At 74.2% G+C, this 3,852-nt stretch carries 3 protein-coding genes; 1 reads left to right on the forward strand and 2 read right to left on the reverse strand.

What is annotated here, in order from left to right:
• A partial coding sequence (lanKC, locus tag AE652_RS37130; RefSeq protein WP_159028666.1) for a class III lanthionine synthetase LanKC occupies window positions 1–1,557 on the reverse strand: 1,557 nt, incomplete at its 3' end.
• Window positions 1,558–1,771: 214 nt separating this feature from the next.
• Here lanKC and AE652_RS37135 point away from each other — a divergent pair.
• Complete coding sequence (locus tag AE652_RS37135) at window positions 1,772–2,419, forward strand: response regulator transcription factor (protein WP_049659617.1); 648 nt, start codon at window positions 1,772–1,774, stop codon at window positions 2,417–2,419.
• Between the two features lie 41 nt (window positions 2,420–2,460).
• Here AE652_RS37135 and AE652_RS37140 read toward each other — a convergent pair whose 3' ends face one another.
• Complete coding sequence (locus AE652_RS37140; RefSeq protein ID WP_159028667.1) at window positions 2,461–3,378, reverse strand: winged helix-turn-helix domain-containing protein; 918 nt, start codon at window positions 3,376–3,378, stop codon at window positions 2,461–2,463.
• Between the last annotated feature and the right edge of the window lie 474 nt (window positions 3,379–3,852).

A 3,852-nucleotide genomic window follows, 5' to 3' on the forward strand; every position in this document is an offset into this window, starting at 1 on the left:
CAGCCCGGCCACGTCGCCGGGGTGGAGGCGGTCCTCCCGCTCCGGGGTCGCCGCCGCGTCGATGCCTCGCAGCAGGGCCGCGGCGGTGAGCTCCGCCCGGGCGCTGGCCGCGGGCCGGGCCCCGAGGTGGGGGCGCAGTGCCGGGGAGAGGGCGAGCCGCCCCGTCATCCGTTCGGCGAAGCCGGCGGGCACCGTCGGGAAGCACTCCGCGACGAGGTCCAGCAGCCCGCCGACGACGGCCGGGTTGCGCCTGGTGAGCGTGGTCAGCGCGACGAAGGCGGCGAGCTGGCAGCAGCCGAGCGCGAACAGGTCGGCCTCGCGGGCGTCGGTGATCTCCGGGTCGGTGAAGCCGGGCGCCCCGAGGGTGCGTCGGCGCGGGGTGTCCAGCGGCGTCGAGAGTTCGAAGTCGATCAGGGCGACGGTGCCGTCCGGGCGGATCATGATGTTGCGGTGGTGGAGGTCCCCGAAGGCCACCCCCTCCCGGTGCAGCGCCGCGACGCACTCCTCGACCAGCGCGAGCCGGGTGACCGCGAGCCCCGCGAAGTCGGCCAGCGCCCGGGCGTCCGGCCGGTGCCGGGTGAGCGGGTACTCCCGGCCCAGCCAGGCGCTGAAGGACTCGCCGGGGATGTACTCCATCACCAGGTAGTGGTGCTCCCAGCTGGTGAAGTACTCGTACAGCTCCGGCACGAACGGCAGGTGGCCGAGCCGCTCCAGGGCGTCCCGCTCGACCAGCAGCCGGGCCACCGCGTCCGTCTCCGAGGCGTCCAGCCCGGCGTGCGGGCGGGCCTCCTTGATGACGACCTGTCGGCCGCCCTCGTCCTCGGCGAGGTAGACCCCGCCGGCGTTGGAGAAGTGCAGCGCCTTGACCACCCGGTAGCGGCCGAGGCCGGCTCCCGCGTCGTCGGCGGCCGCGGCGATCCGCGCGGCCAGGAAGTCGGGGGTGGAGGCCCACTCCGGGACGGTGAAGCGCGGGCGCCGGGCGTCCGGCACCAGCCGGCCGTCCGGGTCCTTCACCGCGGGCACCCTGGTGCCGTCCGGCAGCTCGCACCACATCAGGGCGAAGCCCCCGTAGCGCACCGACACCGGGCCCCGGTTCCACCGCAGGTCGGACAGGACGTACGGGCCGGGGCGGCCGCCCAGCGCTCCCTCCAGCTCGGCGAGGACGGTCTCCAGCTCCTCGGCCGTCCTCGGGTAGACGGTGACGACCTTGCCGCTGGCGGACCGGTCGGCGTACTTGGCGTTCGTCACCGCGACCACCAGCCGGCTGCGCAGGTACTTCCAGGGCAGCCCGAGCCGGCGGCAGACGCGCCAGGCCGTCTCGATCGTCTCCTCGGCGGATTCGGGCGTGGCGCTGACGTGGACCTTCCAGCCCTGTTCCGGCAGCTGCGGGGCGCCGGAAGGCGCCAGCACCTCCCACACACCCTGGGTGCGGCCGCGCCAGCCCTCGGGCAGCGCGCCCCCGCCCGGTGTGAACCGGGAGGCCCGGTCGTCACACCGCTCCAGGGCGTCGTACCACACCGGGTCGGCTATCGCATACGACTCGTATTTCGCGTCCACTTCGCCGTCCGCCCCCTTTCGAATATCCGCTGAACCGAATTCCGGTTTCCGCCGGAACCTTCGAAGCTCCGACTCCCCGTTCCGACAGGAACCATCCTTCCCGGACTCCCCGTCATGTGACAACGGTGTTAAGCGGAAACTGAATCCGGCGCATACCAGGCGGAATCCCGGCCTTCACTTCGGGGGCGCCGAAAGCCCGTGCGATCATGACGCCATGAAGACGCGTGTCGTGATCGCCGACGACCAGGCGAGCGTCCGCCAGGGGTTCCGGCACATCCTGGCGGCCCAGCCCGACATGGAGGTCGTGGCCGAGGCCGCGGACGGCCTGGAGGCCCTGGAGGCCGTCCGCACCCTGCGGCCGGACGTCCTGCTGGTCGACATCCGGATGCCGGAGCTGGACGGGCTGGAGGTCACCCGCCGGCTGGCCGGCATCACCCCGGAGGTGAAGGTCGTGGTGGTGACCACCTTCGACCTCGACGAGTACGTGCACACCGCGCTGCGCAACGGCGCCTGCGGCTTCCTGCTCAAGCACTCGGGGCCCGCGCTGCTCGCCGAGGCGATCCGCTCGGCGGTGGTCGGCGACTCGCTGATCAGCCCGCAGATCACCACCCGCCTGCTGCACCGCTTCACCGGCCCGCGCCGGGTCGACCGCTCCCCCGTCGAGCCGCTGACCAGCCGTGAGGAGGAGATCGCCGTCCTGGTCGCCGAGGGGCTGACCAACTCCGACATCGGCGCCGAGCTGTTCATCTCGCTGAGCACCGTCAAGACCCACCTGGCCAACCTCCAGCGCAAGTTGAAGGCCCGCAACCGGGTGGGCATCGCCACCTGGGCCTGGGAGTCGGGCCTGACCGAGCGCGGCTGAGCGGGCCCGCCCGCCCGGCCGCCGCCGGCCGCACCGGCCGCTCATCGCAGCGCCCGCCGACGGTCCCCGATCCACCGCGGGGCCGCGCCGCCGAGGGGCCGCCCATCCCCGCTCGACGGGGCCTCGCCGCGCAGCAGTGCCCGACCCAGCGGGGTGACGGTGTGCAGCACGCCGTTGCCGCAGCGCCGGGTGTCGATCAGCCCGGACGCCCTCAGCACGGCGGTGTGCTGGCTGACCGCCGAGGCCGTCACTCCGAGCCGCCCCGCCAACTCGCCGGTGGTACAGCCGTCCAGCAGGGCCTGCAGGGCCGCGGCCCTGGTCCGGCCGACCAGGGCGGCCAGCGACTCCTCCCCGCCCCGGCCCGCGCTCTCCGCCGCCTCCCGCGCCCCCACGGGCACGGGGAGGCCGATCCGGTCGGGACGCATCGCGAAGAGCAGCGTCGGAGCCTCCTCGGGCTCCCCGTGCCGGGGCCGGAGCACCACCCCGGCGCCCTGCAGGAAGAGCGACGGGGCCAGCCGCAACCCCCGCCCGTCGAGGGTGAGTTCGACGTCCCGCTCGGCGGGGATCTCCAGCACCGGGGCGGTCCAGCGGATCCGCGGGTGCAGCGTGCCGAGCAGCGCGTCCACCCCGCCGCGGCCGGCGATCTGGCGGCGGGCGTCCCGCTCCGCCTCCAGCCGGGACCGGACGTCCGCCCAGCAGGGCTGCAGCGCCACCCGGTGGAACTCGCGGACCGCCGCCGCGACGTCGGCCCGCTGGACCACCGATTCGGCGCCGCGACCGGACGACACGATCCGGCCATTCGCCCACACCCGCAGTACGTCCCGGAAACCACCGTTGGCTCCCGAAAGGCGCCGCAGCCGCTCGGCCAGCACCGGCTGCCGCGCCAATTGCCCGCGGACGGCCCGCTGCCAGGGGCGGAAGAATTCCCCGCCGCTCCGCCACGCCTCCAGTGCCAGCACCGCCTCCATCTCCTGGTCGACATTTCCAGCAATTCGTACACGAGCCAGATCCTCGGCGGACATCGCAATGCGAATCACAGACTGATCCCCCGATCGGGGTTCATGCATCGGGACGGCCCAGGGGAACCCCGCACCCTGATCGCCGCACCGACATCCTTGCCCGCCCGCGAGGCGCGTCGCCATCGGCCGATCGGCCCATTTGATCGTTGAGAACGCCGAAATCGGCGCCTCCGGATGTGCCGAATGGCCTGGATGGACCCGTCAGCGGGCTCGAATCAGCCCTCCGGACGGCCCCGACGGAACCACCCCGCCCGGTCAGCCCCCGAGGCCCGCCACACCCTCCGTCGGCAGCACCGCGTCGACCCGCCAGCCGCCCTCCGGCCCCGGCCCGACCGTCAGTTCGCCGCCGGCCGCCTCCACCCGCTCCCGCAGGCCCGCGAGGCCGAAGCCGCCGCCCTCCCGCTCGGCCCCGCC

It is taken from the genome of Kitasatospora sp. MY 5-36, assembly GCF_001182915.1.
Classification (GTDB): domain Bacteria; phylum Actinomycetota; class Actinomycetes; order Streptomycetales; family Streptomycetaceae; genus Kitasatospora.

What these genes read in the sequence shown, in the direction of transcription:
- AE652_RS37135 (WP_049659617.1), top strand. Translation starts at nt 1,772, where the DNA reads ATGAAGACGCGTGTCGTGATCGCCGACGACCAGGCGAGCGTCCGCCAG.